The sequence below is a fragment of the Flavobacterium sp. KBS0721 genome (assembly GCF_002007065.3).
Taxonomy (GTDB): Bacteria; Bacteroidota; Bacteroidia; order Flavobacteriales; family Flavobacteriaceae; genus Flavobacterium; species Flavobacterium piscis.
Genome location: NZ_CP042170.1, coordinates 1,575,913 through 1,592,508, shown reverse-complemented (window position 1 = coordinate 1,592,508; position 16,596 = coordinate 1,575,913). Strand labels below are relative to the sequence as shown.

12 protein-coding genes are annotated in these 16,596 nt (G+C 34.6%); all 12 read left to right on the top strand.

What is annotated here, in order from left to right; all coding sequences use genetic code 11:
• The first annotated feature begins 74 nt into the window (after window positions 1-74).
• Window positions 75-1,106, top strand: coding sequence for a LacI family DNA-binding transcriptional regulator (locus B0M43_RS07095; RefSeq protein ID WP_065449204.1), 1,032 nt, complete (start codon window positions 75-77; stop codon window positions 1,104-1,106).
• Window positions 1,107-1,286: 180 nt separating this feature from the next.
• Window positions 1,287-2,642, top strand: a complete 1,356-nt coding sequence (locus B0M43_RS07090) for an MFS transporter (RefSeq protein WP_065449203.1) — start codon at window positions 1,287-1,289, stop codon at window positions 2,640-2,642.
• Between the two features lie 16 nt (window positions 2,643-2,658).
• Window positions 2,659-3,312 carry a beta-phosphoglucomutase gene (pgmB, locus tag B0M43_RS07085; RefSeq protein ID WP_078006353.1) on the top strand — a complete coding sequence of 218 codons (654 nt, stop codon included), beginning with the start codon at window positions 2,659-2,661 and terminating at the stop codon, window positions 3,310-3,312.
• A gap of 220 nt (window positions 3,313-3,532) precedes the next feature.
• Window positions 3,533-5,836, top strand: a complete 2,304-nt coding sequence (locus tag B0M43_RS07080; protein WP_078006354.1) for a glycoside hydrolase family 65 protein — start codon at window positions 3,533-3,535, stop codon at window positions 5,834-5,836.
• Between the two features lie 19 nt (window positions 5,837-5,855).
• Window positions 5,856-7,970, top strand: coding sequence for a glycoside hydrolase family 97 protein (locus B0M43_RS07075; RefSeq protein ID WP_078006355.1), 2,115 nt, complete (start codon window positions 5,856-5,858; stop codon window positions 7,968-7,970).
• 103 nt (window positions 7,971-8,073) lie between these two features.
• Window positions 8,074-9,951, top strand: a complete 1,878-nt coding sequence (locus B0M43_RS07070; protein ID WP_065449199.1) for a glycoside hydrolase family 13 protein — start codon at window positions 8,074-8,076, stop codon at window positions 9,949-9,951.
• A 361-nt stretch (window positions 9,952-10,312) separates the two neighbouring features.
• Complete coding sequence (locus tag B0M43_RS07065; RefSeq protein WP_078006356.1) at window positions 10,313-11,902, top strand: alpha-amylase family glycosyl hydrolase; 1,590 nt, start codon at window positions 10,313-10,315, stop codon at window positions 11,900-11,902.
• 328 nt (window positions 11,903-12,230) lie between these two features.
• Window positions 12,231-12,908 (top strand): glycerophosphodiester phosphodiesterase family protein, encoded by a 678-nt coding sequence (locus tag B0M43_RS07060; protein ID WP_078006357.1) that lies wholly within the window; start codon window positions 12,231-12,233, stop codon window positions 12,906-12,908.
• Window positions 12,909-13,060: 152 nt separating this feature from the next.
• On the top strand, window positions 13,061-14,269 hold the full coding sequence (locus tag B0M43_RS07055; RefSeq protein ID WP_065449196.1) for an NAD(P)/FAD-dependent oxidoreductase: 1,209 nt from the start codon (window positions 13,061-13,063) through the stop codon (window positions 14,267-14,269).
• Window positions 14,270-14,273: 4 nt separating this feature from the next.
• Window positions 14,274-14,921, top strand: a complete 648-nt coding sequence (locus B0M43_RS07050) for an HAD family hydrolase (RefSeq protein ID WP_078006358.1) — start codon at window positions 14,274-14,276, stop codon at window positions 14,919-14,921.
• Between the two features lie 161 nt (window positions 14,922-15,082).
• A complete protein-coding gene (locus tag B0M43_RS07045; protein ID WP_078006359.1) occupies window positions 15,083-15,814 on the top strand; it encodes a hypothetical protein in 732 nt (243 codons plus the stop codon).
• Between the two features lie 24 nt (window positions 15,815-15,838).
• On the top strand, window positions 15,839-16,588 hold the full coding sequence (locus B0M43_RS07040; RefSeq protein WP_078006360.1) for a hypothetical protein: 750 nt from the start codon (window positions 15,839-15,841) through the stop codon (window positions 16,586-16,588).
• Window positions 16,589-16,596 lie beyond the last annotated feature (8 nt).

The following is a 16,596-nucleotide window of genomic DNA, read 5'->3' as shown; positions in this document are numbered from 1 at the left end:
TTTCAGTCAAAAAATGACAAATCAAAAAATAAAAGATACCTTTATTAATAATTAGATTTTTTTCGATAATTCTTATGAAACGCAAAATCACCCTAAAACAGATCGCAAGAGAACTTGACGTATCTATTTCAACTGTCTCAAAATCACTCCGAAACAGCTTAGAAATAGGAGAAGAAACACGTCTTAAAGTTCAGGCTTTTGCAAAGTTTTACAACTATAAACCCAACAACATTGCCCTTAGTTTAAAAAACCGAAAAACCAAAAGTATTGGTATTATCATTCCGGAAATTGTACATTATTTTTTCTCTACTGTAATCAACGGAATTGAACAAGTGGCCAACGAACATGGATATAGTGTTGTCATTTGTTTATCTGATGATTCTTTCGATAAAGAAGTTTTAAATATGGAAATGCTGGCCAACGGAAGCATCGATGGTTTTATCATGTCGCTTTCTAAAGAAACCCAATACAAAGGTGATTTTCACCATATTACCGAAGTTATCAATCAAGGAATGCCGGTTGTAATGTTTGATCGCGTGACCAACGACATTTTATGCGATAAAGTAATTATTGATGATAAAGCTGCCGCTTACGAAGCCGTTCAGAGTTTGATTGATAATGGCCGAAAAAAGATTGCGCTTGTTACAACAGTCGACTATGTAAGTGTTGGAAAACTAAGAACCGATGGTTACGAAAAAGCACTTCTTGACAACGGATTACCATTTAACGAAGATTTAATCATTAAAATTGAAGACGTAGATACTTGCGAAATTACCATTAGCCAGCTTTTACACGACAGAGCTTTTGATGCTGTTTTTGCTGTCAACGAGCTTTTTGCCGTAACAATCATTAAAACAGCCAATAAAATGGGACTTAAAGTTCCTGAAGATCTTGCCGTAATCGCTTTTACTGACGGCATTATTTCCAAATATTCTACTCCAACCATTACAACAGTAAGCCAAAGTGGCGAAAAAATGGGTAATAAAGCAGCTAAAATGCTGATCGAAAGACTCGAAGCTGAGCATGACGATGACGATGAAGAAAACGAAAATTACACCACAGAAGTTATAGAAACACATCTGATAGAAAGAGAATCTACTGACTAATTTTCTTAAAATCAACATATTCTAAAGCCATAAATGTTATTTATGGTTTTTTTATGCTTTGAATTAAAAAAATAATTAATACTTTTACGCCTGCTCAAAGCTTTTACTTTTACTTCGAAACCATAAGTAAGTTTTGATAAGCAAAGCGCTTATCGTCTAATTAATTTTTTAATTACGATAATGGAAAAGCGTAAATTAAGTTTCTGGGAAATTTGGAACATGAGTTTCGGATTCCTGGGAATACAAATGGGGTTTGCACTTCAGAATGCAAATGCCAGCAGAATTCTTCAAATTTTTGGTGCCGACGTACATGAATTATCATGGTTCTGGATTATTGCTCCCCTTATGGGATTAATAGTACAGCCAATCATTGGTCATTATAGCGACAAAACCTGGGGACGTTTCGGAAGACGAAAGCCCTTTTTTCTTGTTGGCGCAATCTTAGCCTCAGTTGGATTAATTTTAATGCCCCAAGCCAATATTTTCATTTCTATATTACCTGCCTTATGGGTTGGAGCCGGAATGTTAATGATTATGGACGCATCTTTCAATATCGCTATGGAGCCTTTTCGCGCTTTGGTTGGTGATAATTTAAGAACAGATCAGCGTACTGCAGGTTTTAGTATTCAAACTTCATTAATTGGTTTTGGCGCTGTAATCGGTTCAGCATTACCGTATGTTTTAACTAAGTACTTTCACGTTTCAAACAGTACAGTTCCGGGAAGTGTTCCATTAAATTTGACTCTTTCTTTTATCATTGGAGCGGCAGTTTTAATTGGTTCAATTTTAGTAACCTTATTTACAACAAAAGAATATTCGCCAGAAGAATTAGCCAATTTTGAAGACCCTCAGAGTGAAGTTGATGTTCCTTCTGAAGAAAAATCTAAACTTTCAGACATTTTTACAGACTTTGCAAAAATGCCAACAACTATGCGTCAGCTAAGTTGGGTACAGTTTTTCTCTTGGTTTGGATTATTTGGCATGTGGGTTTTTACAACTCCAGCCATTGCACATCACATTTACGGATTGCCTTTAAGCGATACTTCAAGTCAGCAGTATCAGGATGCCGGAGATTGGGTTGGAATTCTGTTTGGAGTTTATAATTTAGTTTCTGCTATTATCGCACTGTTTTTCCTGCCTTACATCGCTAAAAAAATCGGACGAAAATCAACTCACGCAGTTTCATTAATCATTGGAGGAATCGGATTAATTTCGATTTATTTCATGCCAAATGAAGATTGGGTTGTATTACCAATGATTTTAGTTGGAGTTGCCTGGGCTAGTATTTTGGCTATGCCTTATGCCATTCTTGCGGGATCAATTGCTCCTAAAAAAATGGGAGTTTACATGGGAATCTTCAACTTTTTTGTTGTGATTCCGCAAATTGTAAACGCACTTATTGGAGGTCCAATTGTAAAATACCTTTATAATGGCGATGCAATTTATGCCTTAATTACAAGCGGAGTAAGTTTTTTAATCGCTGCTCTTTTAGTTTACAAAGTAAAAGATGTAGACGACACTATTCAAAAATCATAAGAACATCTCTAATATAATGAACAAAAAAGCATTCATATTCGACCTTGATGGCGTAATCGTTGATACCGCCAAATATCATTTTTTAGCTTGGCAGAAAATTGCAAAAGCATTAAATATAAATTTTACACATGAAAATAACGAATTATTAAAAGGTGTAAGCCGTGTACGTTCGTTAGATATCATTCTTGAATTAGGAAATGTTCAGGCTTCGCAGGAAGACAAAGACAAATGGCTGATTCAAAAAAATGAAGATTACCTATCTTATTTGGTTGATATGGATGAAAGTGAGATTCTTCCGGGAGTTTTTAAAACGCTACAACTATTAAAAGAAAAAAATCAGGGAATTGCTTTGGGATCTGCGAGTAAAAATGCCAGACCAATCCTTGAGAAAACAGGAATCATTTCGTATTTCGATGTTATTGTTGACGGAAACGACGTTACCAATGCCAAACCAGATCCGGAAGTTTTCCTGAAAGCGGCTCAATTATTAAACATTGATCCAAAAGATGCCATTGTATTCGAAGATTCTGTTGCAGGAATTCAGGCAGCAAACATTGGCGGAATGGTAAGTGTAGGAATTGGTGAGGAAACAATTTTACATGAATCCCAATACATTTTTAAAGATTTTACGGTAATCGACGAAAGCTTTATCGACAAGTTAATCCATTAGAAAATGTGATAATTAGAGAATGTGTCAATAGCAAATAAGATAATTTACTACAACTGAATTATCCAATTGAAACAAACTCAAAAGCAATTAAAAATCATCAATCAAAATAGTAAAACAATCAGCAATTAGAAAAATAAAATTAGAAAACGTCAACCAAATAATGATCTAATTGACACATTTTCTAATTATCTAATTGCCCAATTATCTAATTAAAGAAAAAATGAATCAAGATTATATAAAACCAGACAACTGGTCCATCATAGAAGAAGGATTTGATGCCGAAAGAGTAAAGTCGTCTGAAAGTCTTTTCAGTATCGGGAACGGTGCTATGGGACAACGCGCCAATTTTGAAGAAACATACTCTGGAGAAACTTTTCAGGGAAGTTATATTGCCGGAATTTATTATCCGGACAAAACAAAAGTAGGCTGGTGGAAGAACGGATATCCAAAATATTTTGCGAAAGTTCTTAATGCTCCAAACTGGATTGGAATTGACGTTGAAATTAACGAAGAAAATCTTGATTTAAATACTTGTAGTGAGGTTAGAAACTTTCGTAGAGAATTGAATATGAAGGAAGGATGGTACAATCGTTCTTTTGAAGCTACGCTGAAAAACGGAACCGAAATTGCCGTAAATATTCGTCGTTTTCTTTCTTTAGATTTAGATGAAGCCGGAGTTATCAAATTCGAAATTACGCCTTTAAACAAAGATGCAAAAATCGTTTACAAACCATATGTTGATGCAGGCGTTACCAACGAAGATGCCAACTGGGAAGAAAAATTCTGGGAACCTCTTGAAGTAAAAAAAGGAACAAACGAAGCTTTTGTAACCGCTCAAACGTTTAAAACGCATTTTAAAGTTACGACTTTTATGCACAATACGATTTTGGCAAACGATGAAGACATTCATGTTTCGCCTTCTACAATCGATTCAACTGCAGATAAAGTTCAGTATACTTACGGAACTATTATTGCTAAAGGACAAACCTCAGCAATTCAAAAAATTGGTGGATATACGGTTTCTTTAAACCACGATAATACTTTGGCTGCAGCCGAAAAAACGATAAAGTCTGCCCTTCATTCAGGATACGATGCTTTGCTTCAAAATCAAATTGATGCCTGGGCAAAAATCTGGGAAATGTCAGATATTACCATCGATGGCGATGTAAAAGCACAACAAGGAATTCGTTTCAATATCTTTCAATTAAACCAAACGTATTTAGGAAAAGATTCTCGTTTGAATATTGGGCCAAAAGGTTTTACAGGAGAAAAATACGGCGGATCTACTTATTGGGATACTGAGGCGTATTGTATTCCGTTTTATATGGCGACAAAAGATCAGCAAGTTGCACGTAATTTATTGACGTATCGTTTCAATCAATTGGATAAAGCGATTGAAAATGCTAAAGATAATTTAGGTTTCAAAAATGGCGCGGCTTTGTATCCAATGGTTACCATGAATGGTGAAGAATGCCACAACGAATGGGAAATCACACACGAAGAAATCCACAGAAACGGAGCGATTGCTTTTGCGATTTACAACTATTACCGTTATACTGGCGATTACTCTTATATTCCAGAAAAAGGTCTGGAAGTTTTAATTGGAATTGCGCGTTTCTGGCACCAAAGAGCTTCTTTCTCAAAAGAAAAAAATCAGTATGTGATTTTGGGAGTTACAGGTCCAAACGAATACGAAAACAACATCAATAATAATTTCTACACCAATTATATTGCAAAATGGTGCATTGATTTTGCATCCGAACAAATTACAAAAGTGGCTTCAGAATATGCCGCAGATCACAAACGCATTTTAGAAAAAGTAAATCTTGCTGAAGCTGAAATTCAGGAATGGAAAAAAGTAGCCAACAATATGTATTTCCCTAAATCTGAAGAATTAGGGGTTTACCTACAACAAGATGGTTTCTTAGACAAAGATCTGGTTCCGGTAAAAGATTTAGATCGTTCACAAAGACCAATCAATCAAAAATGGTCTTGGGATCGTGTTTTACGTTCGCCTTATATCAAACAAGCCGACGTTTTACAATGCTTTTATTTCTTTGAAGATCATTTTTCAAGAGAAGAATTAGAACGCAATTTTGATTTCTACGAATCCTTTACCGTACACGAAAGTTCGCTTTCGCCTTGCGTACACTCGATTCAGGCTGCTGTTTTAGACAAAATGGATATGGCGTACACTTTCTATTTAAGAACTTCTCGTCTTGATTTGGATGATTATAATAAAGAAGTAGAAGAAGGATGTCACATCACGTCAATGGCTGGAACCTGGATGAGTATTGTAGAAGGTTTTGGGGGAATGCGTGTTAAAAATGACCAACTGCATTTTTCTCCAAAAATTCCAAAAGAATGGAAAGGGTATTCTTTTAAAATTAATTTCAGAAACCAAATTTTAAAAGTAGCTGTAAATCATAACGAAACAACATTTACCGTAGATGGCGACCAAGATTTAACAATTATCGTAAACGGAAATCCTGAAATTGCAAGTAAATTTGTACAAATAAATTAATTACATAAAACTAAAAAACATGAAAAACTTATTTTTCGCAAGTTTAATCTTGTTTGCTTTTAGCTCGATTGCAGAGGCACAACAATTAAAATCACCCGAAGGCAAGTTCGTAATGGAATTTTCTCTTCAAAACGACGGAACTCCAACGTACAATTTAAAATACAAAAATAAGGAAGTTGTAAAAACCAGTAAATTGGGTCTTGAACTGAAAGATGACAAGAAATCTTTATTGAACGATTTTACTGTTGTTGATACTAAAACTTCCACTTTTGATGAAACCTGGAAACCGGTTTGGGGAGAAGTAGATCATATTAGAAATCATTATAATGAATTGGCTGTTACTTTAAATCAAAAAGGAACAGACAGACAAATCGTAATTCGTTTCCGTTTATTTGATGATGGTTTAGGATTTAGATATGAATTCCCGGCACAAAAAAATCTGACTTATTTTATTATTAAAGAAGAAAGATCTCAATTTGCCATGACTGGAGATCATACTGCTTTCTGGATTCCTGGAGATTACGATACTCAGGAATACGATTATACAAAATCGAAATTATCTGAAATTAGAGGATTATCTGAAAAAGCATATACCGCAAACGTATCGCAAAAAAACTTTTCTCCAACAGGAGTTCAGACTTCTTTGATGTTAAAAACGAATGACGGAATCTACATCAACTTGCACGAAGCTGCTTTGATTAACTATTCGTGTATGCACCTGAATCTTGATGACAAAAACATGACTTTTACTTCTTGGTTAACACCGGATGCAAAAGGAGACAAAGGTCATATGCAAGCCCCAAATCATTCGCCTTGGAGAACGATTATGGTTAGCGATGATGCAAGAGAAATCCTGGCTTCAAAAATGACGTATAACTTAAACGATCCATCAAAAATTGAAAATACTTCCTGGATTAAACCTGTAAAATACATTGGTGTTTGGTGGGAAATGATTACAGGAAAAAGTTCTTGGTCGTATACAAATGATTACCCAACAGTTCAGTTAGGAGTTACAGATTTCTCTAAAGCAAAACCAAACGGAACGCACGGAGCAAACAATGCTAACGTAAAAAAATACATAGATTTTGCTGCCGCAAATGGTTTCGACGCTGTTTTAGTTGAAGGATGGAACGAAGGCTGGGAAGACTGGTTTGGACACTCAAAAGATTATGTTTTTGATTTTGTAACACCTTATCCTGATTTTGACGTAAAAGGTTTGCACGAATATGCAAAATCTAAAGGTGTAAAAATGATCATGCACCACGAAACTTCAGGTTCTGTTCGTAACTACGAGCGTCACATGGATGCTGCTTATAAATTCATGAATGACAACGGATATGATGCTGTAAAAAGCGGTTATGTTGGAGATATTTTACCTCGCGGTGAAAACCATTACAATCAGTGGATTGTAAACCATTACCAATATGCAATCGAAAAAGCAGCTGACTATAAAATTATGGTAAATGCTCACGAGGCAGTTCGTCCAACCGGAATTGCAAGAACATACCCGAATTTAATTGGAAATGAAGCAGCAAGAGGTACAGAATATCAAGCCTTTGGAGGTTCTAAAGCAAATCACGTTACGGTATTGCCTTTTACAAGATTAATTGGAGGCCCAATGGATTATACTCCTGGAATCTTCGAAATGGATATCAGCAAAATGAATCCTGATAACAAGTCTCATGTAAACAGTACCATTGCAAATCAATTAGCTTTATACGTTACCATGTACAGTCCGTTACAAATGGCGGCGGATACTCCAGAGAATTATAACCGTTTTCCGGATGCATTCCAATTTATTAAAGATGTAGCTGTAGACTGGTCAGAAAGTAAATACATCGAGGCTGAGCCAGGAGATTTTATCACTGTTGCACGTAAAGCAAAAGGAACAAACAACTGGTTTGTTGGTAATGTAAACGGAGAAACTCCTCGTACATCAAACATCGATTTCAGTTTCCTTGAAAAAGGTAAAAAATATACCGCTACAATTTATGCTGATGCAAAAGATGCGCATTACAAAACAAATCCGCAAGCTTATACGATCAAAAAAATTGCTGTAACAAACAAATCAAAATTATCGCAGTTATCTGCTCCAGGCGGAGGTTATGCTATTAGCATTATCGAAACCAAATAAATAATTAATCTTATAAAATGTAAGTTCATTTAAAATTAAAATCTCCCAGTTTTTTTTCTTAAGTGTTCTTACATTTTTTATATGGTTTAAATTCTTCTTTACTATGAATATCCAAAAAACAACACTAAACCTCAACCATTCATTCTATACAATAATCTTATTTGTTTTATTGTTTTCTGCTTCCGCGAAAGCGCAAATCCAGAAAGTAGAGCCGCCATTTTGGTACGCAGGAATGAAAAATCCGGAACTACAGATCATGTTCTACGGAAAAAATATTGCACAATATGAAGCTTCGGTTTCAAACAATGTCAAGATTAAAAACGTAGAAAAAACAGAAAACCCGAATTATCTTTTCGTAACCATTGATACGCAAAACTTAAAAGCTTCAGAATTGGTTTTCTCTTTCAAAACCAAAAACAAAGTCGCTTTTACACAGAAATATTCCCTAAAAGAAAGAAGAGCAAACTCTGCAGACAGAAAAAGTTACGATGCATCGGATATGATTTACTTAATCATGCCGGATCGTTTTGCTAACGGAAATCCGAAAAACGACAGTAATGCTGCTTTAACAGAAAAAGGAAATCGTCAGGATCCAAGCGGACGTCACGGTGGAGATATCGAAGGTATCATCAAAAACTTAGATTATATTTCGTCTCTTGGCGCAACTACAATCTGGAGCACGCCTTTATGCGAAGACAACGACAAACAGCATTCGTATCATACTTACGGACAATCTGATGTTTACAAAATCGATCCGCGTTACGGAACAAACGATGATTACGCTCGTTTATCTGCAGAAATGCATAAAAAGAATATGAAACTGGTTATGGATTATGTTACCAATCACTGGGGAATCACGCATTGGATGATTCAGGATTTACCAACAAAATCTTGGATCAATCAATTCGAAAACTACACTCAAACGCATCACCGTCGTGAAGTGATTACAGACATTCACGCTTCAAAAGTAGATCAGGAAGTTTGTGTTGATGGGTGGTTTGTACCTTCTATGCCGGATTTGAATTTAAGAAATCCTTTGGTAGCAAAATACTTAACGCAAAACGCAATCTGGTGGATAGAGTTTGCCAATCTTGACGGATTTAGAGTGGACACTTACAATTATTCTGACGCTACTGCAATGGCAAATTGGGCAAAAGCTATCACAACAGAATATCCAAATTTTAATATCGTTGGAGAAATCTGGATGCACAATCAGGCAAATTTGGCGTATTGGCAAAAAGACAGTAAAATTGGTGCGATCGAGAATTACAATTCGAATTTACCAAGTGTAATGGATTTTACTTTACAAGATCAAATTGGTTCTGCTTTTAATGAAAGTGAAGCAACCTGGGATAACGGAATGATTAAATTCTATAATAATTTTGCTTTAGACTACTTATATCCAAATACGAACAGCCTTTTAGTTTTTGCCGAAAATCACGATACAGACCGTATTAATCATACGTATAAATACGATTTTACGAAATACAAATTGGTCATGACTTTATTAGCAACCGTTCGAGGAATTCCGCAATTGTATTACGGTTCAGAAATTGGAATGGGCGGCGACAAAGGAAAAGGCGGCGACGCTGACATTCGTCAGGACTTTCCTGGTGGATGGGCTGGCGATAAAAACAATGCGCTAACCGCAGCAGGAAGAACTCCTGAACAAGCAAAATATTTCGATTTCACTTCAAAATTATTCAACTGGAGAAAATCGAATGAAGCGGTTCACTTCGGAAAAATGACACATTATATTCCGGAAAACAATAATTATGTTTATTTTAGATATACTGATGCTAAAACCGTAATGGTAGTTTTCAATAACAACGCTACAGCACAAACCATCAAAACAAATCGTTTTAAAGAAAACATCAAAAACTTCAAATCCGGTAAAGATGTTTTGACCGGAAAAACATTCGATTTAGCTTCTGAAATTAGTTTAGAACCAAAATCAGCTATTGTTTTAGAATTGGAATAATTTTTTTAATACAACGTATATCGTAGAGACGCATTGCTGTGCGTCTCCCGCAAAGTATTTTCCGCCACGAATTCACGAATTATTGTTTAATAAAATTCGTGAATTCGTGGCGGTTTTTTTTACTAATAGCTATGTTTAAATGATCTGTCATTTATTTTGATCTAAATCGAAAGGATAAAAATCTATGTTTCTATGTGTTAAAAAAATTACACACAGGATTCACAACACTATAAAACAATAATTCGTGAATTCGTGGCTAATTTTTTTTTCTACAAATTACAAATACATGTTAAATTTGAGATAATTAAGAAAATAAACTTTCCTTTTTTTATCTTTAATATTCTGACTTAAATCAGTTGCAATGGATAATGACAATACTTTAAAAGTTCCTTTCGTTTGGGAAGGAGCAAATGTTTACTTTTTACTTACCGATCGTTTTTATAACGGAGATTCTTCAAACGATTTAAACTTTAACCGAACCAAAACTCCCGGAAAATTGCGCGGTTTTGAAGGCGGAGACCTAATCGGAATTATCAAAAAAATAGACGAAGGTTACTTTAATCAATTAGGAATAAATGTTATTTGGCTTACGCCGATTGTAGAGCAAATTCACGATGGCGTCGACGAAGGAACCGGACTTAGCTATGGCTATCACGGTTATTGGGCAAGGGACTGGACCTCTTTAGATCCTAACTTTGGCACAAAAGAAGATCTTGCCAATTTAGTCAAAAAAGCACACGAAAAAGGCATCAGAATCATGCTTGACGGTGTTATCAATCATACCGGACCTGTGACTCCCGAAGATCCTATGTGGCCAGAAGACTGGGTAAGAACCGGAGTTGTTTGTGATTACAAATCATTCGAAAATACTACAATGTGTACCTTAGTAGATAATCTTCCGGATGTGAGAACCGAAAGTGATCAGGAAGTACCAATACCCTTTTTTTTAATCGAAAAATGGAACAAAGAAGGCCGCTATGAAAAAGAGATTGCTTCAATCAATGAATTTTTCAGAAGAACCGGCTATCCCAGAACGCCCAAATATTACATCATCAAATGGTTAACAGATTATATTCTGGAATTTGGAATTGACGGTTACAGATGTGATACTGTAAAACATACTGAAGAAATTGTTTGGGTCGATTTTAAAAAAGAATGTGACTATGCTTTTGAAACTTGGAAAAAACACCATCCTTTACAGGTTTTAGATCAAACCCCATTTTATACTATTGCAGAAGTTTACGGTTATGAAATCAGCGGCGGACAAGATTATGATTTTGGTGATCGAAAAGTAAATTATTTTGAACATGGTTTTAACAGCATGATCAATTTTGAGTTTAAACTCGATGCTCAAAACGATTATGAAGCAATATTCTCTAAATATTCAGACAAACTTCAAAATGAATTAAAAGAATATAGCGTTCTTAATTATGTATCGTCGCACGATGATCCCGATCCTTTTGATGCGCATCGTAACCGAACTTTCGAATCAGGAACAAAATTATTGCTTTGTCCCGGAATCTCTCAGGTGTATTATGGTGACGAATCTGGTCGTTCTCTAATTGTAGAAGGTACACAAGGCGATGCTACTTTACGATCTTTCATGAACTGGGATGATATTCAAAACAATCCTGAAACACAAAGAATACTTTGGCATTGGCAGAAAGTAGGGCAATTTCGAAGAAATCATCCTGCAGTTGGCGCAGGAATACATAACATGATTTCAGCAAAACCATATATTTTCTCCAGAAGTTATACAAATGGAAATTATACCGATCAGGTTGTAATTGGTTTAGATCTTGGCGTTGTTCTAAAAGAACTTCCCGTAGCATCTATTTTTCAGGATGGAACAAAATTAAGAGATGCTTTTTCTGGTGAAGAAACAGAAGTTCAGGACGGAAAAGCATTTGTACATTCTGAATTTGGACTTGTTTTATTGGAACTTGCTTAACCGCAACGAACGCTAAGACATTCGCAAAGGTCGCAAGTTTTTTAGCCACAGATTAAAACGATTATAATGATTTTAAAAATCTGCGCTAATCTTTTTAATCTATGGCTAACTTTTTTTTCTCTCGCAGATTTTGCAGATAAGGCAGATTAAAAAAATCTATACCGATTATTTATAAATACATTCTAAAAAATCTGCTCTATCTGCAAAATCTGCGTGAAAAAAAATCATTCTAATCTGTGAAATCTGTAGCTAAACTTTTTTTCTAATCCTTGCGACCTTTGCGTAAAACTTTGCGACCTTTGCGGTTAAACGGTTAAACTCTCCATACATGCTAAAAATAGCTCATCGCGGTGCCAAAGGATACGAACCTGAGAATACGCTAAAGTCTTTTCAAAAAGCATTAGACTTAAATGCTGACGGAATCGAACTCGATGTTCACCTTAGTTCAGACGGAGATATTATAGTCATTCACGACGAAACAATCGACAGAACAACCAACGGCAAAGGTTTAGTAAACAATTTTTCTTTAGCTGAATTGAAGACGTTTTTGATTGATGAAGAATATCAAATACCAACTTTAAACGAAGTATTTGATTTGATAAACAAAAAATGTCTTATCAATATCGAATTAAAAGGTTTAGGAACTGCCGATAAAGTTGTTGCCTTAATCGAAAAATATATTGCTGATAAAAACTGGAATTACGGTCATTTCATCGTTTCGAGTTTTGAATGGAATATGCTACAAGAAACATCAAATCTAAATTCAAATATTGCAATTGGAGTTTTAACAGAAGAAGATATAGATAAAGCTTTGGCTTTCGCCGAATTAATACAAGCAGAAGCCATTAATCCCGATTATCAGTTATTGAATGCTGAAAACGTAAAACAAATACAAGAAAAAGGATTTCTTGTTTTACCCTGGACAGTTGACAAAGAAGAAGACATTCAAAGAATAAAAAGCTATAACGTAGACGGAATCATCACTGATTTTCCAGATAGATTATAATTAAAAGAATAGCCACAGATTTCACAGATTTTCACAGATTTTCCAATCCTTTTAATCTGTGAAATCTGTGGCAAAAAAGAAAAACCACAAGATTTAAAATTTGTGCCAATTCGTGCAATTCGTGGCAAAAAAAAGTGGCAAAAAAATAAAATATGATCAAAAATTTCGACATAATCATTGTTGGCGGAGGCGCTGCAGGTTTTTTTACAGCGATTAATATTGCAGAGAAAAATCCGAAACTTAAAATTGCTATTTTAGAAAGAGGAAAAGAAGTACTCTCTAAAGTTCGTGTTTCCGGGGGTGGAAGATGTAATGTAACACACGCTTGTTTTGAACCGAATGAACTGGTTAAATTTTACCCGCGTGGCGAAAAAGAACTTCGTGGACCTTTTCATCAGTTTTGTTCAGGAGATACCATCGAATGGTTCGAAAAACATGGAGTAGAACTTAAAATTGAAGATGACGGGAGAATGTTTCCAGTTTCGAATTCTTCTCAAACCATAATAGATTGTTTCTTAGAAGCAACCGGAAAATTAGGAATTAAAGTATTAACGGGTCAAAGTGTACAATCGATTTTTAAAGCTGAAAATCACTGGAAAATTGATACGCAGGACGAAAATTACGCTACAGAAAAACTAGTTCTGGCAACCGGAAGTAATCCTAAAATTTGGGAAATGCTGCAAACACAAGGACACGCCATTGTAAGTCCTGTCCCTTCCCTATTTACTTTTAATATTAAAGACTCAAGAATAAAAGAATTACCAGGCGTTGCGGCACAAGTTACCGTAAACGTAAAAGATACCAAACTCGAATCAACCGGACCTTTGCTGATCACGCATTGGGGAATGAGCGGGCCTGCGATTTTAAAACTTTCGGCTTGGGGCGCTCGTACTTTATTCGATAAAAATTATCAGTTTACGATTTATGTAAATTGGTTAAATGATGTTGATCCTGAAGATGCTGAGAAAATCCTGAAAGACTTAAAACAGGAACACGCCAAAAAAGCCGTTTCGAAAAAATCTCCTTTCGACTTCCCGAATCGTTTGTGGGAAAGTCTGGTTTTAGCGTCAGGAATTGAAGCGGAAACAAAATGGGCTGATTTATCTAAAATTCAATTGCAGAATTTAGTTTCTCAACTAACAAAAGCCGAATTTAAAGTAAACGGAAAAAGCACTTTCAAAGAAGAATTCGTAACTGCAGGCGGAATCGATTTAAAAGAAATCAATTTCAAAACCATGGAAAGCAAATTGCATCAAAACCTTTATTTTGCCGGAGAAATTGTGAATATCGATGCCATTACGGGAGGTTTCAATTTCCAAAATGCCTGGACAAGCGGATTTATTTTAGCCAATAATATATAATACAATGAAATTTAAAGGAATTATTTTTGATTTAGACGGAACATTAGTAAACTCATTAGAAGACATTTCGGATGCCATGAATACTGTGCTTACAGGTCTAAATTATCCCACTCATACTTACGAAACTTATCAATATTTTATAGGAAGCGGTTTGCGAAATTTGGTCAGCAAAGCGTTACCAGCCACTAACAATTCTGATGAACAAATTGAAATATGCTTTGATTGTATGATTAATGAATATCGCGAAGTTTGCACAATTAAAACAAAACCTTACGACGGCATTCTTGAATTACTAGATCAGTTAGTTTCTAGAAACATTAAACTAGCTATATTTTCAAACAAAGCCGATGAACTTACCAAGAAAATCGCGGCAGAAATATTTCCGGATTATTTTGAAGCTGCAATTGGTTTGAGTACTGAAGAACTTAAAAAGCCAAATCCCTTTGAAGCTTTAGAAATAAGCAGAAAATGGAATTTTAAACCCGAAGAAATTCTTTTTGTTGGAGATTCTGATATTGATATGCAGACTGCCCAAGATGCCAATATGTTTCCTGTTGGTGTTTCCTGGGGTTACAGAACAGAAGAAGAATTGAAAGGAAGCGGTGCAAAAGTAGTGATCAACAATGCTTCAGAATTAATTGAAATTCTATAAAAAGTATTTGGTCTCAGTTACAGTTTTCATAATGAGATTGAGACTGAAAACTGAGACTGCGACTGCAAACTATAAAAATCCGAATTAACAAGAATTTACAGATTCGATAAGTTTTCGTTAAGACAATTCTAATAATTTTACGTTCAGCTAAATACCACTAGATGAAAGCAAAATTACTCACTACAATTTCTTTTTTAACCTATCAGTTTTCTATTTCTCAAACAGAAAAATTATTAAAGGGCAAAGTTTTATCTGAAACGGTTGCACTTAAAAATGTAGAAGTAATCAATAAAACGTCTAAAACAAGTACCACCACTAATGAATTGGGAGAATTCTCCATTTTAGTTAATGCTAAAGACAGTTTGATATTTTTCTCGAAAGATTATTTCTTCAAAAGAATAAAACTTACGCAAACAGACCTCAATAAAAATGATCTTGTAGTAAATATGATTTTAAAACCCGAAGAATTAGAAGAAGTTTTAATTACAAATATCAAATTTCCTCATGTTGGTGCTGCGGGTGTAGGTTCTACTGTTTTCCCTTCTGCTTCTTTGCATAAATATACTGGAGTTTACGACGGAAGTATTGTAAATGGTATGAATTTTATTGCAGTAGGCGGCTTTATTGCTGATTTATTTAAAAAAGAAAAAGATACACCCAAAAAGAAAGTTTCTAAAGTTGATTTTAAAAAATTAGCAGCTTCAATTCCGGAAAATTTCTTCACTAAAGATTTAAAACTGAAACCAGAAGAAAAAGCATTATTTATAGAACTATGCGATGCTGATCCTAAATCGAAAATGATTTTAGATCACAACAATATCCTAACAACAATGGATTTTTTATATGCTAAAAACATAGAATTCCAGAAACTGAAAACGGAACTTAAAAATTAAAAAAGATTGAAAAAAAAACATCTAATGAAAGTAAAATTGCTCACTATAATTTCTTTTTTAACGTACCAGTTTTCTATTTCTCAAACAGAAAAATTAATCAAAGGAAAGGTATTATCTAATAATTTCCCTCTCAAAAAAGTAGAAGTTATTAATAAAACAGCCAAAACCAGTACAACAACCGATTATTTAGGAGATTTTTCTATTGTAGTAAAACCTAAGGATAGTTTGCTTTTCTTTCATAAAAATCACTTTTTTACAAGATTAAAAATATCTCAGGAAAACATTGATAAAAATAATATTATTGTCAACATGATTCCAAGACCTGAAGAATTAGATGAAGTTATAGTAACCAACATGAAACTTGAGCCATTTAAAATTTCCCAACAAGATCTGGATAAAGTAAAATTCGAAAAAGATGCCGCTTCTTTACAAAAATACACGGGTGTTTACGACGGAACTATTCCAAATGGAATGGACTTTTCCAGAATGGGAAAAGGAGTTTTTAATCTATTTAAAAATGATAAGAAAGAAGAACTCAAGAAAAAAACTGAGGATAGTAGCTTTAAGAAACTCGTAGCGGCCTCTATTCCTTCCTCTTTCTTTACTAACGATTTAAAATTAAAACCCGAAGAAAAAGATCTTTTTATTGATTTCTGCGATGCCGACCCAAGATCTAAAAACCTAATAGAAAACAATAATGTACTGACTACAATGGATTTTTTGTATGCTAAAAATGAAATGTTCAAGAAAGTAAAAGCAGAATCTAAAAATTAAATTAAACC

Coding starts and splice junctions, on each gene's coding strand:
- B0M43_RS07040 (WP_078006360.1), top strand. CDS start 15,839: ATGAAAGTAAAATTGCTCACTATAATTTCTTTTTTAACGTACCAGTTT.
- B0M43_RS07075 (WP_078006355.1), top strand. CDS start 5,856: ATGAAAAACTTATTTTTCGCAAGTTTAATCTTGTTTGCTTTTAGCTCG.
- B0M43_RS07045 (WP_078006359.1), top strand. CDS start 15,083: ATGAAAGCAAAATTACTCACTACAATTTCTTTTTTAACCTATCAGTTT.
- B0M43_RS07065 (WP_078006356.1), top strand. CDS start 10,313: ATGGATAATGACAATACTTTAAAAGTTCCTTTCGTTTGGGAAGGAGCA.
- B0M43_RS07050 (WP_078006358.1), top strand. CDS start 14,274: ATGAAATTTAAAGGAATTATTTTTGATTTAGACGGAACATTAGTAAAC.
- B0M43_RS07090 (WP_065449203.1), top strand. CDS start 1,287: ATGGAAAAGCGTAAATTAAGTTTCTGGGAAATTTGGAACATGAGTTTC.
- B0M43_RS07080 (WP_078006354.1), top strand. CDS start 3,533: ATGAATCAAGATTATATAAAACCAGACAACTGGTCCATCATAGAAGAA.
- pgmB (WP_078006353.1), top strand. CDS start 2,659: ATGAACAAAAAAGCATTCATATTCGACCTTGATGGCGTAATCGTTGAT.
- B0M43_RS07070 (WP_065449199.1), top strand. CDS start 8,074: ATGAATATCCAAAAAACAACACTAAACCTCAACCATTCATTCTATACA.
- B0M43_RS07095 (WP_065449204.1), top strand. CDS start 75: ATGAAACGCAAAATCACCCTAAAACAGATCGCAAGAGAACTTGACGTA.
- B0M43_RS07060 (WP_078006357.1), top strand. CDS start 12,231: ATGCTAAAAATAGCTCATCGCGGTGCCAAAGGATACGAACCTGAGAAT.
- B0M43_RS07055 (WP_065449196.1), top strand. CDS start 13,061: ATGATCAAAAATTTCGACATAATCATTGTTGGCGGAGGCGCTGCAGGT.